26 protein-coding genes are annotated in these 26,019 nt (G+C 72.5%); 15 read left to right on the top strand and 11 right to left on the bottom strand.

The annotated features are described in order from the left end of the window. The first annotated feature begins 44 nt into the window (after positions 1-44). Entirely contained in the window at positions 45-416 is a 372-nt protein-coding gene (locus ACIP63_RS26900; protein ID WP_401520398.1) for a winged helix-turn-helix transcriptional regulator, read from the top strand. A 67-nt stretch (positions 417-483) separates the two neighbouring features. Here ACIP63_RS26900 and ACIP63_RS26895 read toward each other — a convergent pair whose 3' ends face one another. Continuing rightward, complete coding sequence (locus ACIP63_RS26895) at positions 484-1,110, bottom strand: nucleoside/nucleotide kinase family protein (protein ID WP_401520395.1); 627 nt, start codon at positions 1,108-1,110, stop codon at positions 484-486. An 86-nt stretch (positions 1,111-1,196) separates the two neighbouring features. Between ACIP63_RS26895 and ACIP63_RS26890 the strand changes: the two genes are divergently transcribed. Continuing rightward, the gene (locus ACIP63_RS26890) at positions 1,197-1,583 is read left to right on the top strand and encodes a VOC family protein (protein WP_401520393.1); all 387 of its coding nucleotides are present in this window, start codon (positions 1,197-1,199) and stop codon (positions 1,581-1,583) included. A 16-nt stretch (positions 1,584-1,599) separates the two neighbouring features. Here ACIP63_RS26890 and ACIP63_RS26885 read toward each other — a convergent pair whose 3' ends face one another. From ACIP63_RS26885 to ACIP63_RS26870, 4 genes are all read right to left on the bottom strand, one after another. Further along, positions 1,600-2,505 (bottom strand): LysR family transcriptional regulator, encoded by a 906-nt coding sequence (locus ACIP63_RS26885; protein ID WP_401520390.1) that lies wholly within the window; start codon positions 2,503-2,505, stop codon positions 1,600-1,602. A 30-nt stretch (positions 2,506-2,535) separates the two neighbouring features. Continuing rightward, positions 2,536-3,729 carry a glycine C-acetyltransferase gene (locus ACIP63_RS26880; protein ID WP_401520387.1) on the bottom strand — a complete coding sequence of 398 codons (1,194 nt, stop codon included), beginning with the start codon at positions 3,727-3,729 and terminating at the stop codon, positions 2,536-2,538. Positions 3,730-3,771: 42 nt separating this feature from the next. Beyond that, entirely contained in the window at positions 3,772-4,800 is a 1,029-nt protein-coding gene (gene tdh / locus ACIP63_RS26875) for an L-threonine 3-dehydrogenase (protein WP_401520385.1), read from the bottom strand. Between the two features lie 175 nt (positions 4,801-4,975). Next, entirely contained in the window at positions 4,976-5,422 is a 447-nt protein-coding gene (locus ACIP63_RS26870) for a MarR family winged helix-turn-helix transcriptional regulator (RefSeq protein WP_401520735.1), read from the bottom strand. Between the two features lie 161 nt (positions 5,423-5,583). Between ACIP63_RS26870 and ACIP63_RS26865 the strand changes: the two genes are divergently transcribed. Next, positions 5,584-6,057, top strand: coding sequence for a MarR family winged helix-turn-helix transcriptional regulator (locus tag ACIP63_RS26865; protein ID WP_401520382.1), 474 nt, complete (start codon positions 5,584-5,586; stop codon positions 6,055-6,057). 131 nt (positions 6,058-6,188) lie between these two features. Continuing rightward, positions 6,189-7,775: an MFS transporter gene (locus ACIP63_RS26860; protein WP_401520379.1), complete on the top strand. Its 1,587-nt coding sequence runs from the start codon at positions 6,189-6,191 to the stop codon at positions 7,773-7,775. 63 nt (positions 7,776-7,838) lie between these two features. Here ACIP63_RS26860 and ACIP63_RS26855 read toward each other — a convergent pair whose 3' ends face one another. Further along, positions 7,839-8,675 carry an alpha/beta fold hydrolase gene (locus ACIP63_RS26855; protein ID WP_401520376.1) on the bottom strand — a complete coding sequence of 279 codons (837 nt, stop codon included), beginning with the start codon at positions 8,673-8,675 and terminating at the stop codon, positions 7,839-7,841. Between the two features lie 196 nt (positions 8,676-8,871). On the opposite strand from ACIP63_RS26855, the gene ACIP63_RS26850 reads away from it, so the two are divergent. The 7 genes from ACIP63_RS26850 to ACIP63_RS26820 all read left to right on the top strand — a co-directional run bounded on the left by ACIP63_RS26850 (position 8,872) and on the right by ACIP63_RS26820 (position 18,341). Next, complete coding sequence (locus ACIP63_RS26850; protein ID WP_401520374.1) at positions 8,872-11,286, top strand: GTPase-associated protein 1-related protein; 2,415 nt, start codon at positions 8,872-8,874, stop codon at positions 11,284-11,286. Between the two features lie 95 nt (positions 11,287-11,381). Further along, positions 11,382-11,864, top strand: a complete 483-nt coding sequence (locus ACIP63_RS26845) for a hypothetical protein (RefSeq protein WP_401520371.1) — start codon at positions 11,382-11,384, stop codon at positions 11,862-11,864. A 16-nt stretch (positions 11,865-11,880) separates the two neighbouring features. Continuing rightward, a complete protein-coding gene (locus ACIP63_RS26840; RefSeq protein ID WP_401520369.1) occupies positions 11,881-12,567 on the top strand; it encodes a GntR family transcriptional regulator in 687 nt (228 codons plus the stop codon). Positions 12,568-12,748: 181 nt separating this feature from the next. After that, on the top strand, positions 12,749-14,041 hold the full coding sequence (locus ACIP63_RS26835; protein WP_401520367.1) for an amidohydrolase family protein: 1,293 nt from the start codon (positions 12,749-12,751) through the stop codon (positions 14,039-14,041). Between the two features lie 62 nt (positions 14,042-14,103). Then, entirely contained in the window at positions 14,104-15,474 is a 1,371-nt protein-coding gene (locus tag ACIP63_RS26830) for an amidohydrolase family protein (protein ID WP_401520365.1), read from the top strand. Between the two features lie 94 nt (positions 15,475-15,568). Beyond that, entirely contained in the window at positions 15,569-16,123 is a 555-nt protein-coding gene (locus ACIP63_RS26825; protein WP_401520362.1) for a TetR/AcrR family transcriptional regulator, read from the top strand. A 40-nt stretch (positions 16,124-16,163) separates the two neighbouring features. Beyond that, positions 16,164-18,341: an MMPL family transporter gene (locus ACIP63_RS26820; protein WP_401520360.1), complete on the top strand. Its 2,178-nt coding sequence runs from the start codon at positions 16,164-16,166 to the stop codon at positions 18,339-18,341. A 51-nt stretch (positions 18,342-18,392) separates the two neighbouring features. Here ACIP63_RS26820 and msrB read toward each other — a convergent pair whose 3' ends face one another. The 4 genes from msrB to ACIP63_RS26800 all read right to left on the bottom strand — a co-directional run bounded on the left by msrB (position 18,393) and on the right by ACIP63_RS26800 (position 21,641). After that, on the bottom strand, positions 18,393-18,800 hold the full coding sequence (gene msrB, locus ACIP63_RS26815; RefSeq protein ID WP_393764154.1) for a peptide-methionine (R)-S-oxide reductase MsrB: 408 nt from the start codon (positions 18,798-18,800) through the stop codon (positions 18,393-18,395). A gap of 10 nt (positions 18,801-18,810) precedes the next feature. After that, positions 18,811-20,205 carry a UDP-N-acetylmuramate--L-alanine ligase gene (murC, locus tag ACIP63_RS26810; protein ID WP_401520356.1) on the bottom strand — a complete coding sequence of 465 codons (1,395 nt, stop codon included), beginning with the start codon at positions 20,203-20,205 and terminating at the stop codon, positions 18,811-18,813. A gap of 45 nt (positions 20,206-20,250) precedes the next feature. Then, positions 20,251-20,703 carry an indole-3-glycerol phosphate synthase gene (locus ACIP63_RS26805; protein WP_401520354.1) on the bottom strand — a complete coding sequence of 151 codons (453 nt, stop codon included), beginning with the start codon at positions 20,701-20,703 and terminating at the stop codon, positions 20,251-20,253. A 158-nt stretch (positions 20,704-20,861) separates the two neighbouring features. Continuing rightward, positions 20,862-21,641, bottom strand: a complete 780-nt coding sequence (locus ACIP63_RS26800) for a pyrimidine reductase family protein (protein ID WP_401520352.1) — start codon at positions 21,639-21,641, stop codon at positions 20,862-20,864. 37 nt (positions 21,642-21,678) lie between these two features. Here ACIP63_RS26800 and zapE point away from each other — a divergent pair, with 37 nt between their 5' ends. The 4 genes from zapE (at position 21,679) to ACIP63_RS26780 (ending at position 25,819) form a co-directional block, all read left to right on the top strand. After that, positions 21,679-22,770 (top strand): cell division protein ZapE, encoded by a 1,092-nt coding sequence (gene zapE, locus ACIP63_RS26795; RefSeq protein ID WP_401520350.1) that lies wholly within the window; start codon positions 21,679-21,681, stop codon positions 22,768-22,770. Positions 22,771-22,854: 84 nt separating this feature from the next. Then, complete coding sequence (locus tag ACIP63_RS26790) at positions 22,855-23,280, top strand: OsmC family protein (protein WP_362936546.1); 426 nt, start codon at positions 22,855-22,857, stop codon at positions 23,278-23,280. A gap of 134 nt (positions 23,281-23,414) precedes the next feature. Continuing rightward, complete coding sequence (locus ACIP63_RS26785) at positions 23,415-24,791, top strand: alkaline phosphatase PhoX (RefSeq protein ID WP_401520346.1); 1,377 nt, start codon at positions 23,415-23,417, stop codon at positions 24,789-24,791. Positions 24,792-24,886: 95 nt separating this feature from the next. After that, a complete protein-coding gene (locus ACIP63_RS26780) occupies positions 24,887-25,819 on the top strand; it encodes a polysaccharide deacetylase family protein (RefSeq protein ID WP_401520344.1) in 933 nt (310 codons plus the stop codon). A 15-nt stretch (positions 25,820-25,834) separates the two neighbouring features. Here ACIP63_RS26780 and ACIP63_RS26775 read toward each other — a convergent pair whose 3' ends face one another. Continuing rightward, entirely contained in the window at positions 25,835-26,014 is a 180-nt protein-coding gene (locus ACIP63_RS26775) for a hypothetical protein (protein ID WP_401520341.1), read from the bottom strand. Positions 26,015-26,019 lie beyond the last annotated feature (5 nt).

The following is a 26,019-nucleotide window of genomic DNA, read 5'->3' as shown; positions in this document are numbered from 1 at the left end:
CGGCTAACTTTTGGTAAGGACATACCTCAAGGTAAGCTCATGACATGGTGGAAGGTGTGCAGCGCAGGCAGGTCGAGCCAGGCAGACGGTATGACGTGTTTCACACGGACTGCGTAGCCCGTGACGTGGTCGACCATGTGACCAGCAGGTGGGGCGTCTGGGTGCTGATCTCCTTGCGGAGCAACAGCCTCCGGTTCTACGAGCTGCGCGAGAGCATCCAGGGCATCAGCGAGAAGATGCTCGCCCAGACCCTGCGCGCACTGGTCCAGGACGGCCTGGTCTGGCGGGAGGTCGAACCGACGACACCGCCCCAGGTCACCTACGGGCTGACCGAGTTCGGCCGGGATGTCGGCGAGCCGCTGACGGAGCTGTTCGACCGGATCACACGGCGGCTGTCGCCGCGCGACGCCGGATAGCGCGCAGCGACCGGCAGCCGCGCGCGGCCTGGACAGGGCGGCACCACCGCCCCCTCCCGCGCCCCGCTCAGCGAAGCCGCACGACCAGGTCGGCGCGGTCGCGGTGGCGCTCGACCAGCCGGGCGTTGCGCTCGTCGGAGCCGGCGACCCAGCGCTCGGCGTGGTCACGCGGCTTCCCGAAGCGCACGTGCCGGTCCACGAGCCTGCGCACCCGCAGCCCCGGGTCGGCGTCGAGGAACCACACCTCGTCCAGCAGTCCGCGCACCTGCGCCCAGGGCCCCTCGTCCAGCAGCAGGTAGTTTCCCTCGGTCACGACGAGCGGGATGTCCGCCGGGACGCGCACGGAGCCCGCGACCGGCTCCTCCAGCGCCCGGTCGAAGGCGGGCGCGTACACCGGGTCCCGGCCCCCGGGGTCGCGCAGCCGCCGGAGCAGGGCGGCGTACCCGGCGGCGTCGAAGGTGTCGGGGGCGCCCTTGCGGCCGGCCCGGCCGAGACGTACCAGCTCCGCCCCCGCCAGGTGGAAACCGTCCATCGGGACGAGGACCGCACGGCCTTCGAGCCGTTCGACGATCCGGGCGGCCAGCGTGGACTTCCCGGCTCCGGGCGCACCCGCGATGCCGAGGATGCGGCGGTGCCCCCCGGCGGCGAGGTCCCGGGCGCGGTCCGCCAGCGCGGCGAGGTCGATCGTGTCCATGGCGGGCATTGTCCCCGCACGGGACCGGGGCACGTTAGTGTTACGTATAACTCAGTCAGTGTCCGTACGTCGAGGACGAGGTCCCCATGTCTCACATCGCCCTGGTCACGCTGGTCGTCCGCGACTACGACGAGGCCCTCTCCTTCTACACCGGCGCCCTCGGGTTCGAGCTGGTGGAGGACACGGACCGCGGCGACGGCTCCCGCTGGGTCGTCGTGCGGCCGCGCGGCACCACGGGCACGGGGCTGCTGCTGGCGCGCGCCAAGGACGAGGCGCAGCTCGCGAGCGTCGGGGCGCAGACGGGCGGCCGGGTCGGTTTCTTCCTGCACACGGAGGACTTCGCGGGCGATCACGAGCGGATGCGGGCCGCCGGGGTCCGCTTCCTGGAGGAGCCGAGGCACGAGACGTACGGCTCCGTCGCGGTGTTCGAGGACCTCTACGGCAACCGGTGGGACCTGCTGCAGCCCGCGTGACGGCCCGCCCGGGACGTCACGCCGGCCCGGCCGCCGCGCGCAGTGCTTCCAGGACCGGCCTGATCAGGGGGTGCCCCTCGGCCCCCTGGCGTACGGCGGCGAAGACCCGCCGGGTCGGGGCGGCGCCCTCCACGGGACGTACGACGACCCTGCCGAGCTCCGTGCCGCGCAGCGCCGAGCGGGGCACGAGCGCCACCCCGGCGCCCGCTCCGGCCAGGGCGACGACGGCGTGGAAGTCGTCCGACGAGTGCTCCAGCTGGGGCTCGAAGCCGGCGTACTCGCAGGCCAGGACCACCACGTCGTGGCAGGGGTTGCCGGGGTACGGGCCGATCCACGCGTCCTTGGCGAGATCGGCGACGGCGACGTGGTCCTGGCCCGCGAGACGGTGGCCGACCGGCAGCACCGCGTCGAAGGGCTCGGAGTACAGCGGCACCCGGGTCAGCCGCCGGTCGTCGTCACCGGGCGCGCCCCGGTATTCGACGGCGACCGCCACATCGGCCTGCCGGTCCAGCACCATCGGCACGCTGGCGTCGCCCTCGGCGTCCTGCACCCGGACCCGGATGCCCGGGGCCGTGCGGGTGAGTTCGGCGATCGCGGGGGCGAGGACGAGCCCGATCCCCGTGGCGAACGCGGCGACGGTGACCGTCCCCGCGACGCCCGCGCTGTAGTCGGCGAGCTCCGCCTCCGCCCGCTCCAGCTGGGCGAGGACCGCGTTGGCGTGGGTCAGCAGGATCTCCCCCGCCACGGTCAGCCGGGCCCCCCGCGCCCCGCGCTCGACCAGCCGGTGGCCGGTCTCCTGCTCCAGGGCGGCGAGCTGCTGGGAGACCGCGGAGGGGGTCAGATACAGCGCGGCGGCCGCGGCCGTCACCGTGCGGTGGTCCGCCACCGCACGGAGGATGCGCAGCCGCCGTGCATCGATCATGCGCCCATGATCCCAGATCGTGAGACGGTTCTACGCCTCCAGGGCGGCCCGGGCGTCGACGAACGCGTCCACGGCGCGGTTGACGTCGTCCGTGGAGTGGGCGGCGGAGAGCTGGACGCGGATGCGCGCGGCCCCCTGCGGGACGACCGGGTACGAGAACCCGATCACGTACACACCGCGCTCGAGGAGCAGCTCCGCCATCCGGCCTGCCTTCGCCGCGTCCCCGATCATGACGGGAGCGATGGCGTGGTCGCCGGGCAGGATGTCGAAGCCCTCCTCGGTCATCCGGGAGCGGAAGAGCGCGGTGTTGGCGTTCAGCCGCTCGCGCAGGTCGCCCGCGGACTCCAGCAGGTCGATGACCTTGAGGGAGGCGGCGGCGATGACCGGGGCGAGCGAGTTGGAGAAGAGGTACGGGCGCGAGCGCTGGCGCAGCAGCGCGACGATCTCGGCGCGCGCCGCGACGTAACCGCCGGACGCGCCGCCGAGCGCCTTGCCGAGCGTGCCGGTGACGATGTCGACGCGGTCCATGACGCCGTGCAGCTCGGGGGTGCCCCGGCCGCCGGGGCCGACGAAGCCCACGGCGTGCGAGTCGTCGACCATGACCATGGCGTCGTAGCGGTCGGCGAGGTCGCAGATCTCGGCCAGCGGGGCGACGTACCCGTCCATGGAGAAGACGCCGTCGGTGACGACGAGGCGGCGGCGGGCCCCGGAGGCCTCCTTGAGCTGCTGCTCCAGGTCGGCCATGTCGCGGTTGGCGTAGCGGTGGCGCTTCGCCTTGGAGAGGCGGATGCCGTCGATGATCGAGGCGTGGTTGAGGGCGTCGGAGATCACCGCGTCCTCGGGGCCGAGGAGGGTCTCGAAGACTCCGCCGTTGGCGTCGAAGCAGGAGGAGTAGAGGATCGTGTCCTCCTGGCCGAGGAAGGCCGAGAGCCGCTGCTCCAGCTCCTTGTGCACCTCCTGGGTGCCGCAGATGAAGCGGACGGACGCGAGCCCGTAGCCCCAGCGGTCCAGCGCCTCGTGGGCGGCGGCGACGACCTCGGGGTGGTCGGCGAGGCCCAGGTAGTTGTTGGCGCAGAAGTTGAGGACCTCACCGGCGCGGCCCCCGGAGGTAACGGCGACGGTGGCGGACTGCGGGGTGCCGATGACGCGCTCGGGCTTCTGGAGTCCGGCGTCGCGGATCTCGTCGAGGGTGGTGCGCAGGTCATCGCGTACGGAATCGAACATCAGGGGTGTCTCCCAGGTGGATACGGGTGCGTACGAAGAGCGTCAGGCGGCCCAGTCGAGCAGGACCTTGCCGCCGAGACCGCTCGCGGCGTCGTCGAAGGCGGCTTCGAAGTCGCGGTAGCCGTACCGGCCGGTGATGACGGGGGCGAGGTCGAGTCCGCCCTCCAGGAGTACGGACATGGCGTACCAGGTCTCGTACATCTCGCGGCCGTAGATGCCCTTGATGGTGAGCATCGAGGTGACGACGCGGGACCAGTCGACGGGGAACTCGGCGGACGGCAGTCCGAGCATCGCGATCCGGCCGCCGTGCGTCATGTTCGCGATCATGTCCCGCATGGCCTCGGGGCGTCCGGACATCTCCAGGCCGATGTCGAAGCCTTCACGCAGGCCGAGGGTGCGCTGGCCGTCGGCGACGGTCGCGCCGCCGACGTTCAGGGCGAGGTCCACCCCGACCTTCCTGGCCAGGTCGAGCCGCGCCTCGCTCACGTCGGTGATGACGACGTTGCGGGCGCCCGCGTGGCGGGCGACGGCGGCGGCCATGATGCCGATCGGGCCGGCGCCGGTGATCAGCACGTCCTCGCCGACCAGGGGGAAGGACAGGGCCGTGTGCACGGCGTTGCCGAACGGGTCGAAGATCGCGGCGACATCGAGATCGACCTTGTCCCGGTGCACCCAGACGTTCGACGCGGGCAGCGCCAGGTATTCGGCGAACGCACCGTCGCGGCCGACCCCGAGCCCGAGGGTGGAGCGGCACAGGTGCCGGCGCCCGGCGAGGCAGTTGCGGCACTTCCCGCAGACCAGGTGGCCCTCGCCGCTGACCAGGTCGCCGATCTTGATGTCCACGACGTCCGCGCCGATCCCGGCGACCTCGCCGACGAACTCGTGGCCCAGGACGAGCGGGGTGCGCACGGCCTGCTGTGCCCAGCCGTCGTAGTCGCGGATGTGCAGGTCCGTGCCGCAGATCCCGGTGCGCAGTACCTTGATCAGCACGTCCCCGGGGCCGGTCTCCGGCTCCGGCACGTCCATCAGCCACAGTCCGGGCTCGGCCTTGTGCTTCACGAGTGCCTTCACAGCTGCGGCTCCCTGTACCTGGTACCTGGTGAACACCCGGGCAGGGGCATGCCGGAGGCAGCCTGCGGCCCGGAGTGGCTGGGTGGGTGACGGCGCGTGTGAGCGCGTCATCCGCCGCTCGCTGCCGTCACAGAGACCATGCCGCACGCCGGACCGCAGGTCCATCGAGGATTTCTTAAGCGCCGCCGCAGCTCCGCTTCACGCAGGGCCGGGGCCAGGGCCGTCCGGCGAGGTTCTCGATGTCGCCGTTGAAGCGCTTGAGACACGCGGCGAAGGCCGCGACCTCGTCGGGCGACCAGTCGGCCATGACCCGCTCCAGGCCGCTGATGTTCGCCGCGCGCTCCGCGTCGAGACTGTCTTCACCCGCACCGGTGATGCGGAACTTGCGGGCGATGCCCCCTTCGGGGTCCGGGATGCGTTCGACCAGACCGGCCCGCAGCATGGCGGCGGTCTGCCGGTTCAGGGTGGAGGCGTCGAGGCCGAAGGCGTCGCTGAGCTGCCCGATGGACATCGGGCCTTCCATGCGGATCCGGCTCAGCAGGGTGTACGCGCTGCGGTCGAGGTGTCCGCCGCCGCGCCTCGACCGGGACGCGCCCGGCTGGAGGTGCCGCCCGAGCAGCATCGCCTCGAATTCGATCAAGTGCGTCGGCTTGTCCACGGTCCTTCTCTCGACCGCGTGCGCGGCGCCTCGGGGGCTCTTTTCACGGCACATATACCACCCGGCGGACCGCATCACATTTAGGTATGTTGACATAGCTATCTTCCGGTACCTATGCTGTGGACGTGCCCGACCCCACCGCGCCCGACCAGGACATCGACCACGTAGCCTCCGCGCTCGTGGCGTCCCTGCCTGCGCTGCACCGGGGTCTGGAGCGGCAGGTCGCACGCGATTTCCCGCACCCACGGCTCCCTGACGGCCAGTTGGCGCTGCTCTTCCTCGTCGAGGAGCGCGAAGGGATCACCGTCAGGGACGCGGCCGAAGCCCTGCTGATGAAGCCGAACAACGTCAGCGCCCTCGTCTCCCAGCTCACCGACCGGGGCCTGCTGGAACGCCGGCAGGACGCGGCCGACAAGCGGGTCGCCCATCTGTATCCGACGGCCACGGCCCGGCAGCGGCTCGCCGAGGCGCGGGGGCTCAAGGAAGCCCAGCTGGCCGGCGCGCTGCGCACCCTCACCGAGGGGGAGCTCGACGCTCTCGGTGCCGCCCTGGGCGCACTGACCTCATTGAACCGGGGCCTCCACTCCCCCCTCGGCTGACTCCGCCACCGGGCCCGGCCGTGACCGGGTCCGCCGACGCGCCCGCGGCGCTGCCGTCGTAGCCGGGGCGCGTCCTCGGCCGTCCCGAAGTCCCTTTCCTCCGTACCGAGTTCCACAGACAAGGCTTCCTCATGTCCTCCACCACCGTGGACACCTCCGCCCTGCCCGAGAGCAGTCCACCCGACCTGCCCCGGGGCAGGCGCGCCAATCCCTGGCTGACGCTGATCGCCGTCGCCATCGGCCTGTTCATGGTCAACCTCGACGGTTCGGTCGTCGCGATCGCCAACCCCGAGATCGGCCGGGACCTCGACGCGTCCACCGCCGACCTGCAGTGGGTCACCAACGCCTATCTGATCGCCATGGCCGCCCTGCTGATCCTGGGCGGCAAGCTCGGTGACCGCTTCGGGCGGCACACGGTCTACATGGTCGGCACCGTCGGCTTCACCCTGGCCTCGGTCGCTATCGCCCTCTCCGGTTCCATCGAGGGCGTCATCGCCTTCCGTGCCGTGCAGGGCCTCTTCGGCGCACTGCTGATCCCGAACACCCTCGGTCTGCTGCGCGCGGTCTTCCCGCCCCAGAAGTTCGGGATGGCCGTGGGCCTGTGGGCCATGGTGGCGTCCTGCTCGACCGCGCTCGGCCCGATCGTCGGCGGACTGCTCATCGAGCACGTCAACTGGGAGTCCGTCTTCTACATCAACGCCCCCATCGGTGTCTTCGCCCTGGTCTTCAGCCTGTTCGTCCTTCCGAAGAGCAAGGACTCCACGGGGAGCCACCGCTTCGACGTACCCGGCGTGTTCCTGCTCGCCGTCGGTCTGGTCGCCCTGATCTTCGGCGTCGTCAAGGGGGAGACGTGGGGCTGGACCTCCGGTGGAACGCTGGGGTCGATCGTCGCGGGCCTGGCCGTGCTGGCCGTCTTCTGCTGGTACGAGACGCGCCAGGAGCACCCGCTGCTGCCGATGCGCCTCTTCCGCAACCGTTCGCTGACCATCGGCACGTTCGTCACCGCGATCAACTTCTTCGTGATGCTCGGTGTCATCTTCTTCGTGATGCTGTACCTGCAGAACGTGCGTGGCTTCACGCCGGTCGAGGCCGGTGTCCGCACGCTGCCGTTCAGCCTGGCCACCGTGGTGGCGGCGCCGCTCGGCGCCGCCCTGACCCAGCGCTTCGGCCCGCGGGTGACCATGCCGGCCGGCATGGTCCTCCAGGCGGCGGCCTCCCTGTGGATGCTGACCTGGGACGCGGATTCGGCGTTCACCGCGATGTGGCCGCCGTTCCTGGCCATCGGTCTGGGCGTCGGCATGGTGATGTCCGCTTCCTCCGACGCCATCGTGGGCAACGCCCCCCGGAAGGACGGCGGCGTCGCGGGCGGGCTCCAGGCCACCTCGCTGCAGATCGGCGGTGCGCTCGGCACGTCCGTGCTGGTCTCCCTGATCAGCGGCAAGGTGGGGTCCACGCTCACCGGCGAGCTGACCTCCGCCGGTGTCCCGGCCGAGGCGGCGACCCGCTTCGAAGAGGCCAAGGACGCCGTGTCCATGGGCGTTTCTCCGGTCTCCGCCGACATGCCGGCCCAGCTGAGGGCCGCCGTGATCGAGGGCAGCGGCAACGCCTTCATGAACGGCATGCACGCCGCGGTGGTCGTCACGGCGGTCCTGTGTGCCGCCGGGGCGCTGCTGGCCGGGTTCGGGATGCGCGGCCGCACCGGGGCCGTGGAGAGCTGAGGCCCCTCCTGTCCGGGGGCGGGAGGGGCGGACACGCACCTCCCGCACCCGGCCGGGCCGCGCTCAGGACAGCGGTACGAACGACCTGACGGCCTCGCTCAGCCGCCGGGGCTGGTCCTCGGGGATGAGCGTGAAGCTGTCGGCGATCTCCACGAGTTCGCCCTTGGGCAGCATCTCCGCCAGCCTCCGGCCGTGGGCGATCGGCATGACCTTGTCCTCCGTCGCCCAGACGACGAGCGCGGGGCGGTCGAACGTGCGCAGCGCTTCCGCCCAGGCCAGCAGCTCGTCCTCGGGCGGCACCCCGAGCACGTACGCCCGCAGGTCCCGCCGGATCGCGGCGGAGGTCCACAGCGGCCGGAACCACTCGTCCATCACGTCGTGCGGAACCGGCCGCTTGCTCATCCATCCCCACGTCAGGGGGAGCCGGCGCATCCGCTTCGACTTCAGCAGAGCGAAGGCGAGCCGCAGGCCGCCGGGCGCCTTGGCCGCGGCGTACAGATTGCGGCCGGGCAGCCCCGGCGGAAAGTTGTCGAACGCCTCGCAGGACGTGATCACCAGCCTGCCGATCCGCTGGTCCCGGCCGTCCGCGACGAGGGCCTGCGCCCCGCCCCAGTCGTTCATCACCAGGGTGACGTCCCGGAGGTCCAGCTTCTCCAGGAATTCCGCCACCAGGTGGGCGACTCCGAGCACCGTCAGATCGGCGTCCGGGCGCATCGGCCTGCGGTGGGCTCCCAGCGGCAGCGTGGGCACGACGCACCTGTAGTCCGAGCGCAGCCCGTCGACGACGTGACGCCAGAGCGAGCCGTTCATCGCCACCCCGTGCAGCAGGACCACCACGGGCCCGTCGCCCCCGGTGTCCTCGTACTCCACCACTCCCGCGGAAAGCGTCACCTCGGTCATACGGTCAACCTAGGGCGTCCTCCGCCTCCGTGGGGCCCAACGGGGCGTCAGGGCTTGATAGCGTCGCCCGCACGACTGCGGAAAGCTCCCCGCCGGGGTCGTCGCTCCGCCGGGCCGGGCCGCACCGACAGGGCGGCGAGCGGCGGCCGGTGCGTGTGACGGGGACGCACGTGGCAGGGACGATGAGGGCCTACGCATGAGCCTCCCGCAGTTGCACTACACCTCCGTCGTGTCCGGGGACCGGGTGCCCTCCGGCCGGTTCACCGCCGTGGACCCCGCGATACCCGGGCCGGTGCGCGCGGAGGCCGCGCCGATCCTGGCGTACGACGCTCCGGCGGGCACCCCCGAGCGGCTCCCCGACGCCGGACTCCGCGCGCTGCCGGTGGCGTTCGGCTTCGCCCTGCTCTCCGACGGCAGTCATCTGCTCAGCCGTACGGTGGCCACGGGCGCGGGCGGGTTCCACGCCCACGCCGTACATCTCCTGCCCGGCACGCCGATACCCGGCCGGGTGCTGCCGGTCGCCGCGTGGGGGGCCGCGGGGTGGCTCTCCGCCACACCGGACCGCATGCCGCCCGATCCCCTGACCTCCATGCTCACCGCGCACGGCCCTTCGCGGGGGCTCACCCGGGAAGGTCTCGGCGACTTCGCCGTGGCCCGCAGCCCGTGGCTCGCCGCCGTGCTCAGCGATCTGCGCCGGGTGAGCGAGGATCCGTCGGCGCCGCCGGTCGTGCTCGTGGAGCGGCAGAGCGCGGACGTGGCCCGGTGGGTCGCGCTGGCGAGCGCCGTGCTGCCCCCGGAGCACGCGGAGCGGCTGACCTTCACCACGTACACCCGGCAGCCCGGACTCACCACGCACCAGGTCATCGGTGTCCTCCCCGAGGACGCGCCCGACATCAGCGACCCCCGCTTCCGCGTGCACGCCGCCTCCGGTCCGCGGCCTTCCGGGACGGTGGACGACGCGTGGGCGGGGACGGCCGCCCGGATCTGGCGGAGCCGGTCCCCGGAGCTCTTCCGGGAGGCGGCGGAGCTGCCGGGCGAGCCGTTCGCCGCGGGGCCGCTCGCCGTCACCGCGCTGGGCGCCGGCATCGCGCTCGGGTCGGCCGAGCGGGCGGCGGCGGCCGACTGGGCTGCCGAGCGGCCCTACGCGCTGGACGAGAAGCGGACCCGCCGGCTGACCGACGCCCTGACCGCGCCCGCCGACGACCGTACGGCCGCCGAGTGCGCGGCGGCGCTCCGGCTGCTGACGGCGCTCGACGGCCGCTGCCCCGCCGCCGTCACCGCGCCGCTGGCCGCGCTGCTGGTGACTGAGGCGGTGCGGGGCGGCGATGTGGACCTGGAGCCGCCCGCGCGCTCGGCGTTCGAGGAGCCCGCGGGGGAGCGCGCGCTCGCCGCACTGGTCGAGGAGCTCGGCGAGGAGCTGCTGGCCGAGCTCTCCGCCGCGACGCCCGGGGGCGTCGCCCGGACCGTGCAACTGTTGCGGATCGCCCGGCTGCTCGGCGTCGACCGCGCGGAGCTGCTGCCCGGCGTGGTGGGCCGGCTGGCGCGGGCACTGCTCGACGACCCCGAGGCGGGCGCGTGCCGCGCGCTGCCGGACCTGCTGGACGAGCAGTTCGACGTCCGTACGGCGCTCCTGGGTGAGCTGGACCGGCTCGCCCCGGACCGCCCGGCGGACGCGGAACGGCTGCTGGTCCGGGTGCCCCTGCCCTTCACCGGGACCCAGGCGCTGCCTCATCTGCGGATGTGCGCCGAGGCGCCCGGGGCGAAGGCACGGGGCGCCGACCGGGTGGGGGTGCTGCACACGGTGCTGCGCGCGGCGGGCATGTCCCCGTTCGCCGAGCCGCTGGTGCTGCGGACGGCCGTCGGCCTGGTGTGGGGCGAGGACACCCCGACGGCGGGCGAGGCGCGGTCGCTGCTGGGCGAGACCACGTCCGACGCCCACCGGACGGCCGGCACCTGGGCGCGGCTGGTCGACGCCGCGCTCGCCGCGCCCGTCGGCGACGAGGACGCCCCCGAGCTCGCCCACGACCTGCTGCGCGGCTTCCCGCAGGAGATCGGCGCCCGGGTACGCGGCTGCCTGATGCTGCTCGACTTCGCGCGCGACATGCGCTCCGGAACGGCGGAACCCGGCTGGACGGACCGGGTACGGACGCTGCGCGGCCAGGCCGGACCGGCGGAGCCCCCGGCCCTGGAGCACGCCCTGGCCGCGCTGTCCGAGCGGCTGCTCGCTCCGGACCGGCCCGGGGACGAGCTGTACGCGTTCGTGCACAGCGGGGACGAGGACCTGATCGCGGCGTACGGCGGGGCGGCCCGCCGCGAAGCGGTCCTGGCGCTGCTGCGGGCGGATCCCGCGTACGTGGCGGACTGCTTCACCGTGTGGAACGCCCACCCGCACGCGGGCGCGGGCTGGTCCCTGACCCGGACCGCGCTGCTCGACGAGGTGCTGCGCCCCGCGGTACGCGCCCTCTCCCCCGAGGGGCTCGCGGCGGTGGAGGAGGCCGTGGAACGCGAGGGCAGCAGCCGCACTCTCGAAGCGTTCCGCGCCTGGAACCGGCCGCCCCGCTCCCTGGGACGCCTCGGCAGACGCATCGCGGGGCGGGTCCGGAGGGCGTGACGAGGTCGCCGGACGCTCCTGACGGCGGGTACCGTGGGATGTTCTGATCTCGTGTGCCTCCTGGCGGGCTGCGTGACACCCCAGGAGGAGACGGCATGACGACGAACCGCGGACGCAAGGACGTCATCCGGGACCGGATGGCCGCGACCGGCGAGTCGTACAACGTCGCCGCGCGGAACCTCAAGGCGATGAAGGACATGGGCGCCACCCGCGAGGCCCGGCTCGTCCAGCGGTGGCAGCCCGCGGAGTCGCTGGACGTGCCGTGTCCGTGCGGCGGTACGTGCGAGCCGGGTGAGACGTGCGATCACTGCCATGCCCGGCACCGGCACGTGAAGCGTTACCCGGGCAGTGTCACGGACGTCGAGGTCTGGGCGGACCGCTACGAGTGCATGGGCTGCTCGTCGTCGTACACGCTCACCGTCCGCCTGGCGGGGCGCCCGTGGGGCGTGGCCGAGACCGTGGTGCGGGGCGGTGCGGCCGAGGAGGTCGTGCGGGCCAGGGTGTTCCCCGGGGTGGTGCACCCGTTGCTGCGGGCCGAGGCGGCCGCGGAGTCCGGGTCCGGGTCCGACGAGGACTAGGTTCAGGGCGGAACAGGTGGCGGACGGAAGCGACAGCGGTTCACGTGCGCCGGGGGCGCCGGTGCCGGCCTCGCTCAGCGCGAGGGCGCGTGAAGCCGTCCTGCAGCGCATCGTCGACCGGCGGTACGCGCAGGGCGCCCGCCTCGTCGAGCGGGAGGTCGCCGAGGAGCTCAGCATGTCCCGCGTGCCCGTACGCGAGGCTCTTCGCGCGCTGGTCGCGGAAGGTCTGCTGGAGCTGCTCCCCCACAGCGGCGTCCGCGTGCGCCGCCTCGAATACTCCGATGTCGAGCACCTGTACGAGGTCTGGGAGCCCCTGGCCGTCCAGGCGTCGCGGCTCGCGGCCCGTGCGGTGGCGGCGGGCCGGAGCGGAGGGCTGGCCGTTCTCGAATCCACCCTCCGCCAGGCCGAGTCGGCCGCCGCGTCGGACGAGGGGACGCGCGAGGTGGCCGCCCACACCGCCTTCCACGAGGGTGTCGTGGCGATGTCGGGCAATCCCCTGCTGGCACGCACCATGGAGCAGCTGAGCTGGCAGCTCCGGCTGCTGTTCGGCATGCGCGAGGAGCCCGCCCACATGCGGGCCCAGCACGCGCAGATGTTCCGGCACATCTCCGCCGGCGACGTGGAGGCCGCCGCGGCCTGCACGCTCCTGCATGTACGTGACAGCCGAGCCGTCGCCCTGCGCTCGCTGTTCGGCGACGCCTGATCCTGGCAAGGGGCCCGCGAGCCAAGCTTGTATACCAAGCCGGACTCACACATGCGCCACCTTGGGTGCCGATGGCCCCAAAACCCGCATTCCGGCTGTTCGTCGACATGATCCTTGCTCGTCGCCCGATGCTTGGTATACAAATTCCGTACCCATCGGCCCACTCCCCCAAGGAGCTCTCATGTGCGTCGAAGCCCTCCCCCCACCCTCAGGCAGGCTGACCCGCCGCGGAGTTCTCGCCGGTGCCGCCGCCCTCGCCGGGACCGTGGCCGCGGCGGCTCCGGCGGTGGCCGCTCCCGCGGACCGGGGCGCGGCCGCCCGGAGCGCCTCCGGCGGCGCGGTGCGAGGCGGCAGCCTCGTCATCCGGGGCGGCACTCTCCTCGACCCGGCGACCGGTGAGGTCACCGAGAACGCCGTCGTCGTCATCCGCGACGGGACGGTGCGCGCGGCCGGACCACGCGGCAGTGTCGGTATACCGGGCGACGCCGACGTCCTGGACGCGCACGGGCGCTGGGTCCTGCCGGGCCTGGTCGACGCGCACATCCACCTGAGCACGGCCGCCGAGGCCCGTGACGCCGTCCGCCAGGGGGCGACCAGCGCACGCAGCGGGTCGACGTCGTTCTACCAGGACATCGCCGTCCGCGAACTGGCCCGGCACAGCCCCGGCCTCGCGCCCCGGCTGACCGCGGCGGGCGTCTTCGTCACCCCGGACCTCGGTGAGACCGTGCTCGCGGACCCGGACCTCACCCCGCTTGCCCGGCTCAAGGACGGTGTCCGCTCGGCCGAGGCCCTGCGCCGCGTGGTGGAGGTGAACATCGCGCGTGGTGCGGACGTGATCAAGACGCGGGTCAACGAGCGCGCCGGGCTGCCCGAACAGGACCCGCTCACCCAGGTGTACTCGCACGAGCAGCTCTCGGAGGTCGTCGCCGCGGCACGGCGACGGGGCAAGGGCGTCCTCTGCCACAGCTACAGCGAGCAGGGCTGCCACGACGCCGTCACCGCCGGCATCCGCTCCCTGGAACACGGCGCGTTCGTCGGCGAGCGCACTCTGGACGAAATGCTCCGCAGGGGTACGTACTTCACGCCGACCCTCACCGCCATCGCCGGCCTGGCACAGTCCACGGACCCGGTCCTCGCCGAGCGGGGGCGCACCTACCTCCCCGTCCTGGAACGGGCGGTCCTCGCCGCGCACGAACTCGGCGTGCCGCTCGCCGCCGGGACGGACTCGTCCGGCGGCACGGTGCGGCCCATCGGCCGGGAGGTGGAGCTGATGCGCGCGGCCGGACTGCCCGCCCTCGACGCGATCCGCACCGCCACGACGGGCGCGGCCCGCCTCCTCGGACTGGAACGCACGGTGGGCCGTCTCGCGTCCGGTTACGCGGGCGACGCGATCCTCGTGGACGGCGACCCTCTGGCCGACGTCTCCGTCCTCACGAAGCCGGTGCGGGTGATCCGGGCAGGCGTCGCACTCTGACCCGTCCGGGCCCCCGCCCCTCCCCCGCACCCTCGCCGCGCCGACCCGCAGTAGGAGTCCCCATGCAGCCGTCATCGCCCGCTCCCGGCACCTTCTCCCGTCGCACGGTGCTGGCCGGTGCCGCCGCACTCGCCGGCACCACGGCCACGACGACCGCGGCCGTGGTGGCCCCGGCCGCCCGGGCCGACGCCGCCCCGGCCGGAGCAGCCGCGTCCGGTGCCGCACCGGACGACGGCAGGACCGTCGTCTTCCGCGACGTACGCCTGCACGGGGCTCCGGAGACCACGGACCTCGTGGTCGTCGCCGGCCGCGTCTCACGGGGCCCGGCACCTCGCGGCGCGAAGGTCGTCGACGGTGGCGGCCGGATCGCACTGCCGTCCCTCGTGGACGCGCACATCCACCCCGACAAGACCACCTGGGGCGGGTCCTGGGTGTCGCGCCGGCCGGCGAGCGGTATCGCGGACTACGTCGCCCAGGACGTGGACCTGTTCCACAGTCAGCGCCGGCCCGTCGCGGAACGCGCGTACGGCCTGATGGCCCACGCCGTCACGCGCGGCACGCGGGCGATGCGCGCCCACGCCGACGTGGCCCCGGCCTACGACCTGGCCGGGGTCGAGGGTCTGTCGGAGGCCCGCGAGCGGCTCCGGCACGCCCTGGACGTCCAGATCGTGGCCTTCCCGCAGCACGGTGTCATCCGCACTCCGGGCACGGCGGAGCTGCTGGAGGAAGCGGCACGCACCGGCGCCGTCGACATGATCGGCGGCATCGACCCAGGCGGTTTCGACCAGGCCCCGGACGAGCAGCTCGACCTCGTCTTCGGTATCGCCGACCGTCACGGCATCGGCGTGGACATCCACCTGCACGACCGGGGAGCACAGGGGATCGAGGCACTGCGCGGCATCATCGACCGGACGCGCGCACTGTCCCTCACCGGCAAAGTCACCGTGAGCCACGTCTTCTGCCTGCCCGGGCTGGCGGACGGCGAACTCGGCTCCCTCGCCGCCGAACTGGGTGATCTGGACATCGCGCTCACCACGGTGGCGCCCTCCGACTCCCTGGTGCTGCCGATCGCACGGCTGCGCGAGCACGGCGTGCGGGTCGGGCTCGGCTCCGACGGCGTACGCGACTCCTGGAGCCCCTTCGGCGACGCCGACATGCTGCACCGCGCCCATCTGCTCGGATGGGTCACGGACGTGCGCCTGGACGAGGAGCTGGCGGACTGTTATCGCGTCGCGACCCACGGGGGCGCGGACGTCATGGGCCTCGCGCACGCGGACCTCCGGCCCGGGGCCCCGGCCGACTTCGTCCTGCTGCGGGGCGAGTGCCTGCCTCAGGTCGTCGTGGACATGCCCCGGCGGGACATGGTCGTGCACGGCGGAGTGGTCGTGGCGCGCGACGGAGAGCTCGTCGGCCGGAGCCGACCGGAGAAGTAGCGCCCCTCCCCCACGGACCCGGATGTGGCGTGCGTCACCCGAAACGCCTGACCGATCGGTCAGCTCTGACCGATCGGTCAGCTACGGTGGCCCCATGCCACGTCCGCCTTCCGCGATGCGTCGTCAGATTCTCGACTCCGCACTGCGTCTCTTCGCCGAGCACGGCTTCAAGGGAACCTCGCTGCACGACATCGCAGTCGAGGCGCACTGCTCCAAGGCGTCCCTGCTGTACCACTTCGCCGGCAAGGACGCGATCCTCACCGAACTGCTGACCCCTCCGGCCGAGGGGCTCTCCGCCATGGGCGAGGAGCTGGCCGCGCTGACCGGCGGTCAGGCCGTCGAATCCGCCGTCACGGGCTACGTCGGCCTCGCCATGCGCTTCCACCTCGAAATAAAGATCATCTTCGCCGAGCTGCCCGAGATGCTCGGCCATCCCGTGCTGGCCGTCATCCCCCGGACCGTCGACCAGCTCGCGGCCGCGCTGGCCGGTGGTTCGGACGAGCCCCGTGCACGCGTGACGGCGCAGATGGTGATCGGCGGCGTGGCTGTCACGGTCGCGTCCGGCGTGGATGTCGAACCCGGCACGATGCGCGCCGAATTGGTCCGGGGAGCCCTGAGAACCCTCGGGCATCCGACCGGCCGGAGCTGACAGAAGCCGTCCAGACCGAAGAGAAAGACGCCTCCTTCGCATGGCAATACTGCTGTACCGGCTCGGCCGGCTGTCCTTCCGGCGCCGAGGGCGTGTCCTCGCCCTCTGGCTCCTGCTGCTCGCCCTGCTCGGTGGGGGCGCCGCGGCCTTCAGCGGGCCCACCACCAGCAAGTTCTCGATCCCCGGCACCGAGTCCCAGAAGGCCCTGGACTCGCTCGCCCGGGAGTTCCCGCAGGCGGGCGGCGCGACGGGGACCATAGTCGTCGCCGCACCCGAGGGCGGGAAGCTCACGCCATCGGCTGTGGCTCCCGTGACCGAGGAGGCCGCGGAGGTTCCCGGTGTTCTCGCGGCCGTCGATCCCTTCGTGTCCAAGGCCGTCTCGCAGGACGGCCGCTACGCCCTGATCCAGGTGCAGTTCGAGTCGGGTGCCGACGGCATCACGGACGCGCAGCGGGAGGCGTTCACCGAGGCGGGCGCGTCCGTCTCCGGCCTGCGGGTCGAACACGGCGGCGAGATCATGCGGGGCGTGCCGGAGATCGGTTCGACCGAGATCATCGGTGTAGCCGTCGCCGCCCTCGTCCTGGTCCTCACCTTCGGCTCCCTGGTGGCCGCGGGCATGACCCTGCTGAACGCCCTGGTCGGCGTGGCGGCCGGCATGGCGGGGCTGTTCGCCCTCAGCAGCACCGTGGAGCTGACCAGCACCGCGCCCATCCTGGCGCTCATGCTGGGCCTGGCGGTCGGCATCGACTACGCCCTGTTCATCACCTCCCGTTACCGCCACTACCTCCTGGAGGGCATGGACGGGGAGGAAGCGGCGGGCCGGGCGGCCGGGACCGCCGGTTCGGCCGTCGTGTTCGCGGGTGCCACCGTCGTCATCGCGCTCGCGGGACTCGCCGTCGCCGGTGTGCCCTTCCTGACGGTGATGGGCCTGGCAGCCGCGGCCACGGTCGCTCTCGCGGTGCTGGTGTCCCTCACGCTGCTGCCGGCCGTCCTCGGCTTCGCGGGCGCCCGCGTACTGCCCCGCAAGCAGCGGACCCGGGACCGGACACCCGCTCCTGCCCCCGTCGAGGCCGGGGCCGAGGCCGGCTTCGGCTTCCGCTGGGGCAGGATCGTGGCACGGCTGCGGGTGCCCGTCCTCGTCCTCGGGGTGGCCGGGCTCGGCGCTCTCGCCCTGCCCGTGCAGGACATGCGTCTGGCGCTGCCCGACGCGAGTACGGAGGCGGTCGGGTCACCCAACCGCGAGGCGTACGACCTGACGACCGAGGGGTTCGGCGAGGGCTTCAACGGCCGGCTGGTCGCCGTCGTGTCGGGCGACACCGCGCGGGCGACCGGTACGGCGGCCAAGGAGACCGCCGCGCTCATCACGGACACCGACGGGGTACTGGCCGTCGCCGCCCCGCAGATGAACGAGAAGGGCACCACCGCCCTCCTGGCCGTGATACCCGAGACCGGTCCGACCGCCGCCGCGACCGAGGACACCGTCAACGAGATCCGTGACCGGGTGGCGGACGTCGGGGGCGCCGCCGTCTCGCTGACCGGCGCCACCGCGGTCGGCATCGACGTCTCCGAGAAGCTCGCCGCCGCGCTGCCGGTCTATCTCCTGCTCGTGGTCGGGCTGTCCGTCCTGCTGCTGATGCTCGTCTTCCGGTCGGTCCTGGTGCCCCTCAAGGCGGCGCTGGGCTTCCTGCTGACCATCGGCGCCACCTTCGGGATCACCGTCGCGATCTTCCAGGAAGGCCACCTGTCGGAGCTGGTCGGCCTCGACACGCCCGGGCCGCTGGTCAGCTTCCTGCCCATCCTTCTGATCGGCATCCTCTTCGGGCTGGCCATGGACTACGAGGTCTTCCTCGTCTCACGTATGCGGGAGGACTTCGTCCACGGCGCCGACGCCCGCGAGTCGGTCATCAGCGGTGTCGGCCACAACGCACGCGTGGTGACGGCCGCAGCGGTGATCATGACGGCCGTGTTCGGCGGATTCGTGTTCATGCCCGACCCGATCATCAAGTCCATCGGGTTCGCCCTGGCGATCGGCGTGCTCGTCGACGCCTTCGTGGTGCGGATGGCCCTCGTGCCGGCGGTCATGCACCTTCTGGGACGCGCCGCGTGGTGGCTGCCACGCCCCGTCGACCGGGTGCTGCCCGACCTCGACATCGAGGGCGAGCGCCTGCGGCGGGAGATCCCGGCGCAGCGGGGGCCGGTCGAGCTCGTGAAGACGTGAGCGCACCGGTGCCCCCGGCCCGAAGGCCGGGGGCACCGGTGGTGCGGCGGCTCAGCTCTCGTCCGGCGCCAGCGTCAGCGAGATCGAGTTGATGCAGTAGCGCTGGTCCGTGGGCGTCGGGTAGCCCTCGCCCTCGAAGACGTGCCCCAGGTGCGAGCCGCAGCGGGCGCAGCGCACCTCGGTGCGGGCCATGCCGAGGGTGTTGTCCTGGAGCAGCTCGACCGCGTCGGTGTCCTTCGGGTCGTAGAAGGACGGCCAGCCGCAGTGCGACTCGAACTTGGTGTCGGAGCGGAACAGCTCCGCACCGCAGGCACGGCAGGAGTAGACGCCCGCCGTCTTGGTGTCGGTGTACTCACCCACGAAGGCGGGCTCGGTGCCGGCCTTGCGCAGCACCGCGTACTCGGCGGGCGTCAGCTCCGCCCGCCATTGTTCGTCAGGCTTCTCGACGTCGTACGACACGGTGGCTCCCTCAGCTCGACAGGTGGTCCAGGATCTGCGGGCCGAGGTCGGTGACATCGCCCGCTCCCATGGTGAGAACCAGATCGCCGGGCTTCGCCATTCCCGCGACGGCCGCGGGGACGGCGGCCTTGTCGTGCACGGCCGTGACATCGGCGCCGGCGGCCTTCGCGGCGTCGGTGATCAGTGCGCTCGTGACGCCCGGGAGCGGGTCCTCCCTGGCCGGATAGATGTCCAGGACCAGCGAGGCGTCGGCGAGGGCGAGGGCCTGGCCCATCTCCGTGCCGAGCTCCTGGGTGCGGGAGAAGAGGTGGGGCTGGAAGACCACCAGGAGGCGGGCATCGGTCGCCGCGCCGCGCATGGCCTCCAGGTCGGCGGTCATCTCCGTGGGGTGGTGGGCGTACGAGTCGATGACCTGGACGCCGGCCGCCTCGCCCTTGAGCTGGAGGCGGCGCTTGACCCCGGTGTACTTGCCGATGGCGGAGGCCAGATTGTGGGCGGGGATGCCGAGGGCGACACCGGCGGCGAGCGCGGCGACCGCGTTGTGCGCGTAGTGGCGGCCCGGGACCGAGACCGTGAAGGTGAGGTACTTGCCGTTGAGGACGACCGTGACCTCACTGGTCAGGCCGCGCGGGGTGACCTTGTGCACGCGTACGTCCGCGCCCTCGGACTCGCCGTAGGTGACGACGTCGAGGGAGGAGAGCTCGCGGACCCGGCGGGTCAGCTCGACGGCGCCGGGCTGGTCGGCGGCGACGACCAGGGTCCCGCCCGGGACGACCTTGCCGACGAAGGTCTCGAAGGACTCGTAGATCTCGTCCATCGAGGCGTAGTTCGCGTGGTGGTCCAGCTCGACGTTGAGGACGATCGCGACCTCGGGGGCGTACTTCTGGAAGCTCCGGTCGCTCTCGTCGGCCTCGGCGACGAAGATGTCGCCGCTGCCGTGCGTGGCGTTGGTGCCGGGGCCCTCCAGGTCGCCGCCGATGGCGTACGAGGGGTCCAGGGCCAGCTCGGAGAGGGCGACGGCGAGCATCGACGTGGTGGTCGTCTTGCCGTGCGTGCCGGCGACCGCGATGGCGCGCAGGCCGTCCATCAGGGAGGCGAGCGCGTCGGAGCGGTGGACGACGGGGATGTCCAGCTCGGCGGCGCGGACCAGCTCGGGGTTGTCGGCGCGGATGGCGCTGGAGACGACCACCGAGGTCGCGTCGTCGGCCAGGTGTCCGGCGGCGTGCCCGATGTGGACGGCAGCTCCCAGCGCGCGCAGGGCCTCGGCGGTGGCGGACTCCTTGGCGTCGCTGCCCGCCACCTTCGCGCCGCGCTGGGCGAGGATCTTCGCGATGCCCGACATTCCGGCGCCGCCGATGCCGATGAAGTGCGGCCGTTCCAGGGCGGCAGGAATACCGGGTGCCATACGTGTCTCTCCCGAGCTGTGGGGTGGGTCTGGGTCGGCCCCAGCCTATTCGCTGTGCGCGAAGAGCTTGAGCACCGGTACGCCGACCTTGTGGCGGGCCCGGGACGCCCAGTCGCGGTGGAAGAACTCCTCGACGTAGTGCGGCGCCGTCAGGACGATCACCTCGTCGGCCCCGGAGTCGTCGACGACGGTCTTCAGCTTGTCCAGGGGGTGGTCCTCGACCACCTGTCCGACAGCCTCCGACCCCGCCTCGCGCAGCTCCCGGAGCGAGAACTCCAGCGCCATCTCCGCTGGCTCCCTGGCCTCCTTCCCCTCCGGCTGCTCCCCTTCGCGGACGGCTTCCCGCAGCTCGCCGATCGCCACGTCGTCGATCGCGCGCAGCAGCACGTCGGCCTGGTCACCGCGGGGCTGCATCAGTACGACGAACGAGATCCGCTCCTCGCCGTGAAGGGTCGTGACGAATTCCACGTCCTCGGGGGTGAGGGGCTTCTCGATCATCAAAACGCTTGTGAACACGACAGGCGCCCTTCCGCTTCATCTCGTCGGCCGCAGGGTCGGCCGCTGTTGCTGAAACCATCCTTCCCCGCAATTGCACGGGGTAGCAGGACTAAGTGTGCCCACCCGGAGCTAACCGGAACGGGTAATTCCGCTAAGTGTCAGATCTTCCCGTACCGAGTGAAGAGGAATCCTGCCTCTTCCAGGAGCGAGAGGAGGGAGAAACGTTCCGGCACGGTGACCGCGGGACCGGCCGCGATGCGCTGCGCGTCTCCGGCGGTCAGCAGCGGGGAGAGGGTCAGGCAGAGTTCGTCCAGCACCCCGGCCGCCACGAACTGGCCGAGCAGACGCGGTCCGCCTTCGGTGAGGAGCCGGCTGAAGCCCCGACGGCCCAGCGCGGCGACCGCACGCGCCGGGTCGACGGCGGCGCCGTCCCCGGCGAACAGCACCTCGGCCCCGGCCTCCCGGGCCGCGTGGACCCGGTCCGAGGGTGCCGTCGCCCCGGTGACGACGAGGGTCGGGACCAGCGGGGAGACGAAGAGCGGGAGCGAGAAGTCCAGGTCCAGGCTCGCGCTGACGACCGCGACGGCCGGGGCGGGGCCCTGGCCCGCCGCCTCGCGCCGGGCGGCGAAGGCCTCGCGGGCCCGCGCCGGCCGGTAGCCCTCCAGGCGCACCGTCTCGGCGCCGACGACGACCACGTCGGCGAGGCCGCGCAGGGTGCCGAAGATCCGCATGTCGGTGGGGCAGGAGATGCCCTGGGAGCGGCCGTCGTGCTGGGCGGCGCCGTCCAGGGTGGTGACCATGTTGGCGCGGAGCCAGGGGCGCTCACCGCCGGGATACGCGTAGGCGTCCGCCAGCTCGTCGAGCGTCCACTCGCGGTCGGCGGCCGCGGTGGCGGCGGGCGGGGTTGTCAGGTCCGTCACAGGGAGCAGGCGTCGCATGCCCAGCAGTCTGGCACGGCGCTTAGAGTGGATGGTTGTGTCGTCCTCCACAGCCGTGCCGGGGCAGAGCCCCATAGCCGAAACGGCCCCGCAGTCCCTGTGCGCCCTCGAGCCGCGCGTCCCCGCCGACCGTCTGGTCGCGGAGATGGTGCCGCCGCCGCGCTTCGACTCGGTGCGTTTCGATACGTACGTACCCGACCCGAACCAGCCGAGCCAGACCGAGGCGGTCGAGGTCCTCAGCTCGTTCGCGGCGGGGCTCGGCGGGGCGCACGCGACGGGCACCGGCAAGCGCAGGTGGTTCGGCAGGAAGGCCGCCGAGCCCAGCGGACCTCGGGGTGTCTACCTCGACGGCGGCTACGGCGTCGGCAAGACCCACCTGCTGGCCTCCCTCTGGCACGCCACCCCGGCCGACCCCTCGCTCAAGGCGTTCGGCACCTTCGTCGAGCTGACGAACCTGGTCGGCGCGCTGGGTTTCCAGCAGACCGTCAGGACCCTGAGCGAACACCGGCTGCTCTGCATCGACGAATTCGAACTGGACGACCCGGGTGACACGGTCCTGGTGTCCTCCCTGCTCAGCAGGCTCGTCGAGGCGGGTGTCGCGCTGGCCGCGACCTCGAACACCCTGCCCGGCAAGCTCGGCGAGGGCCGTTTCGCGGCGGCCGACTTCCTCCGCGAGATCCAGGGGCTGTCCGCCCACTTCCGGCCACAGCGGATCGACGGCGAGGACTACCGCCACCGAGGGCTCCCCGAGGCACCGCCGCCGTACTCCGACGACCAGGTCACCAGGGCCGCGTACGCGACTCCGGGGTCCTCGCTCGACGACTTCCCCGCCCTGCTCGACCACCTCGCCCGGGTGCATCCGAGCAGGTACGGCGCGCTGACGGACGGGATCACCGCGGTCTGCCTCACCGATGTGCGGCCGGTGCCCGACCAGTCGACGGCGCTGCGCCTGGTCGTCCTCGCGGACCGGCTGTACGACCGCGAGGTCCCGGTGCTCGCCTCCGGTCTTCCCTTCGACCGGCTGTTCAGCGACGAGATGCTGAACGGCGGGTACCGGAAGAAGTACTTCCGGGCCATCTCGCGGCTGACAGCACTGGCACGTGACGCAAAGGGACTGGTGGCGCAGTAGGTTCGGGGGTTGCAGGGCGTACGAGTGCCTCCGGGTGCCGCGTACGCCCGATACAACCGCGCACACCGTTTGAAGGGATCCAGCATGGCTACCACGCGTCAGGCGCACACGGTCTGGGAAGGCAACCTGCTCGAGGGCAACGGCGTTGTCACCCTCGACTCCTCCGGGATCGGGGCGTACCCGGTCTCCTGGCCGTCGCGCGCGGAGAAGGCGAACGGCAAGACCAGCCCCGAGGAGCTCATCGCCGCCGCGCACTCCAGCTGCTTCTCGATGGCCCTGTCCAACGGCCTGGCCACGGCGGGCACCCCGCCCACCCGGCTGAACACCCAGGCCGAGGTCACGTTCCAGCCCGGCACCGGTATCACCGGCATCCACCTCACGGTGGAGGGCGAGGTCCCGGGCCTGGACGAGGCGGGCTTCGTGAAGGCCGCCGAGGACGCCAAGGCGAACTGCCCGGTCAGCCAGGCGCTCTCGGGCACCACCATCACGCTCACCGCGTCGCTGGCCTGAGAACCACCCGCCCCCGGGGCCTCGTCCGCCCCGGGGGCACAGGCGGCATCGTGGCGCGCATGGTTCCCGCGCGCCACGGCGCGTGGTACACACATGCGGGTCACTTCACCTGTCCGCCAACAGGGAGTTGCCTCATGTCATCCACATCCCGACACCTCGCAACACGACGACAGGTCCTGGCCGGCAGCGCCGCGACCGCAGCCTCCGTCGCCTTCACCGGGGCCTTCACCGAGCTCTTCTCCGGCACCGCCGAAGCCAGGGGGCACAGCGGCTACGGCCCCCTCCTGCCGGACCCCGACGGCCTGCTCGATCTGCCGAAAGGTTTCCGCTACCGGGTGCTCTCCCGGGAGGGCGACCAGCTCCGCTCCGGCGAGGGCCAGGTCCCCAGCAACCACGACGGCATGGCCGCCTTCGCGGGCCGCAACGGCCGCGTCCACCTCGTGCGCAACCACGAGAACCGCAGCACCGGAAAGATCGGTGTGCCCACGGTCGAGGGCCTCACGTACGACCCGATGGGCAAGGGCGGCTGTACGTCCCTCGAACTCGACGGCCGCGGCAACGTACGCGGCGAGCGCGTCGCCATCGCGGGAACGGCCGTCAACTGCGCGGGCGGGCCCACCCCCTGGAACACCTGGCTGACGTGCGAGGAGACCGAGGACAGGGCCGGCACCAACGGTTACACGAAGGACCACGGCTTCATCTTCGAGGTGGACGGCGCCGATCCGCGCCGCACCGGGGCCGTACCGCTGACCGCGATGGGGCGCTTCCAGCACGAGGCCGTCGCGGTCGACCCCAAGAACGGCATCGTGTACGAGACGGAGGACGCCTTCGAGAAGCCGTTCGGGCTCTTCTACCGTTTCCTCCCCGAGAAGCCGCTCGGCGGCACGGGCTCCCTCCGGGCGGGCGGCGCGCTCGAGGCCATGCGGGTTCCCGGCGTGCCCGACCTCTCGGTGATCCAGGAGACGGGTGCGAGCTTCGACCGGATCGAGTGGGTCCCCGTACCCGACCCGCAGGCGGCCCGGACGCCGATCCGGTTGCAGGACTTCGGGCCGAAGGGCATCACGCACGCCCAGAAGCTGGAGGGCTGCTACTGGGGCGGTTCCTCGGTGTACTTCGTCTCCAGCTTCGCGCACAGCGCGGAGGGATCGGCCGCCGACCACTTCGGCCAGGTGTGGCGGTACGAGCCGAAGCGGCGGAGGCTCACCCTGGTGATCGTCTTCGGCCCGGACACCGACGTCCAGCTGCCCGGCGAGTCCCCGGACAACATCTGCCTCGCCGCAGGGGGCGGGCTGATGGTCTGTGAGGACGGGGGAGGCGCACAGCACGTGCTCGGGGTGACGCGGCGCGGCGAGGTCTACGCGATGGCGCGCGGCCGGCAGAACATCGGGACGCCCGAGGAGCCGGAGTGGGGCGAGTTCGCGGGCGTCACGTTCTCACCGGACGGCGGGACGATGTTCGTGAACTGCTACACGCCGGGGACGACGTTCGCGGTGACGGGCCCCTGGCGCTGACGGGGGTACGGGCAGTCGGGTGATCCGGCTGCCCGGCCGGCCGGCGGCCGGAGCGCCGCGAGCACGATCCGCCGATCCACGGCTAGCGTCCTTCGATGATCAAATCCGTTCGTACGATGATCGTGCTGGCTGTGGTGGGTGGAGTGCTCACCGGCTGCGGAAGCTCCGAGGCGACCCGCGCGACGACCGCCGCGCTCCCGACGGCCTCTCCTTCACCGGCGACGGCGACGGCACCGGCGACCGAACCCGCGACGGGGCCCTCATCCCCGTCGCGGGTTCCGGAGAGCGAGCCGCCCGTCCTGGCCCCCGGCCCCGGTGGTCTCACGCCGGTCTTCGAACGACGGGCGGGCGGGACCGGCAAGGGCTCCGGCGCCCGGCGCGGGGCGGGCGGGGCCGACAAGGTCGTGGCCCTCACTTTCGACGCGGACATGACGGCAGATCAGGGGCCTCGTGCCGCTGACGGCGAGCGCTTCGACAACCCCGGGCTGATCGCGTCGCTGCGCCGGCTGAAGGTCCCCTCGACGGTCTTCATGACCGGCAGGTGGGCGCAGGAGTATCCCGCCCAGGCCCGCTCGATCGGCACCGACCCCCTGTTCGAGATCGCCAACCACTCGTTCAGCCACTACGCCTTCTCCTCCCCCTGCTACGGCCTGCCGGCCGTCGCGAAGGCGGACATGCGGGGCGATGTGGAGCGGGCCTTCACCGCGATCCGGAAGACCGGGGCGCGCAACGTCGTGCCGTACTTCCGCTTCCCCGGCGGCTGCTACGACGACGCGTCGCTGAAGGCCCTGGGCCCGGCCGGGGTGACCGCCGTCCAGTGGGACGTGGTCAGCGGTGACGCCTTCGCCACGGACGCGGACGCGGTGGCCGAGCAGGTGCTGGACGGGGTGGAACCGGGGTCCCTGGTGGTCATGCACTGCACCCGCAGCGCGGCGCCCGTCACCGAGGACGCCGTACGCCGGATCGTCCCGGAGCTGCGCGAGCGCGGCTACCGCTTCGTCAAGGTCTCCGAGCTGATGCGCGGCTGAGCACCCCCGCCCGCGTCAGCCGGAACAGGCGTTACGCCCCGCCTCCTGCCAGGCGCAGACCGGGCAGAGGGTGGCGCCCTTCGTCGACTCGGGGGGTTCGGTCGGCTTCCGGCACAGCACGCACTCGGCGTACGGCGGGCCCGCGTCCACGGGTGCGGGGTCCGGCGCGGGCGTCTCGCAGTACGCATCGTCCATACGCC

The organism is Streptomyces sp. NPDC088746, from assembly GCF_044751065.1.
GTDB lineage: Bacteria > Actinomycetota > Actinomycetes > Streptomycetales > Streptomycetaceae > Streptomyces.
This window is presented reverse-complemented; position numbering and strand designations above follow the sequence as displayed.